At 63.1% G+C, this 1,167-nt stretch carries 1 protein-coding gene and 1 pseudogene; one reads left to right on the plus strand and one right to left on the minus strand.

Annotated elements, in window-relative coordinates; all coding sequences use genetic code 11:
• Positions 1 to 154 (plus strand): annotated as a pseudogene (locus tag G6018_RS06455) (transposase); the annotation flags it as partial.
• A gap of 17 nt (positions 155 to 171) precedes the next feature.
• On the opposite strand, the gene G6018_RS06460 reads toward G6018_RS06455, so the two are convergent.
• The coding region (locus G6018_RS06460; RefSeq protein WP_182639197.1) for an IS30 family transposase at positions 172 to 1,167 on the minus strand (996 nt) is incomplete at its 5' end.

Here is a 1,167-nt window from a genome sequence, read left to right on the forward strand (position 1 = left end):
CGGACCTGAAACGTTGCGGAACTGGGTGAACAAATACCGCGAGACCCACGGCGGCACCGAGACCGAGGTGACGCTCGATGAGCGGGCACGACTCAAGGAGCTGGAGCGGGAGAACTCCGAGCTCCGCGCTGAAACGGCCTTTCTGAAAAAAGCAGCCTTGGATTCAAATCGTCAATGCAACAGGGCGGCGTAGCGTTCGGCGGGAGTGTCGTAGTCGAGGGTTTTCCGGGGCCGGTTGTTCAATCTCTCCGCGATTCGGTGCAAGTCAGCCTGGGAGTAGCCGTTCATGCTTGTCTTCTTCGGAAAATACTGACGAAGCCAGCGATTGGTGTTCTCGTTGGTGCCGCGCTGCCAGGGCGAGTGTGGGTCGGCGAAGTACACGCTGATCCCGGTGCCGGCGGCGACGTCTTTGTGTCCGGCCAGCTCCATGCCGCGGTCCCACGTCAGGGAGCGAGACATCGTCTCCGGGAGCGCCGACAGCTCCCGGCACAGTCCTTCAGTAACAGAGGACGCATGGCGTGAGTCGACCTGGACTAAGCAGGTGTAGCGGCTGGAGCGTTCCACGACCGTGGCGATCTGGGACTGCTCCGATCCGATCATCAAATCGCCTTCCCAGTGACCTGGAACAGCGCGGTCCGCGACGTCGTCTGGACGGGCATCAATCGACACGGCGTCTTTGATCTGCGAGCGCCACTGGCCGGAGGTGGTGTTGCTGACCGCGCGACGAATCGGTCTGCCGGTGCGCAACTGCTTCTGTAACGACTTGTCCAGCACATTCCAGGATTGGATGTACAGCGACCGATAGATCGCCTCGTGCGAGATCAGCATCCGCGACCCGGCTGGGTACTGCTTCTTCAGCCGACCAGCGATCTGTTCCGGAGACCATTCCTCTTTCAGGCGTGCAGCGACGTAGCCTCGCAGTACAGGGTTCGTGGCCAGCTTGGGCTTCTGAGGACGCCGGGCCCGGCGCCAGGCGCGGTCGTCTGCGTCGATGGCGCGATAGCGCTCCCTACCCTCGTTCTGCCCGACTTCTCGGCTGATCGTTGACGCAGGCCGTCCCAGCTGGCGACCGATCTGGCGGTACGAGTCGCCCGCCGCCAGACCGCGGGAGATCTCCTCCCGATCGGACAGACTCAATGTCCCCGCCCGGCGCTTCTGCGGCGACTG

This window comes from Dietzia sp. DQ11-44 (assembly GCF_014145205.1).
Classification (GTDB): Bacteria; Actinomycetota; Actinomycetes; order Mycobacteriales; family Mycobacteriaceae; genus Dietzia; species Dietzia natronolimnaea.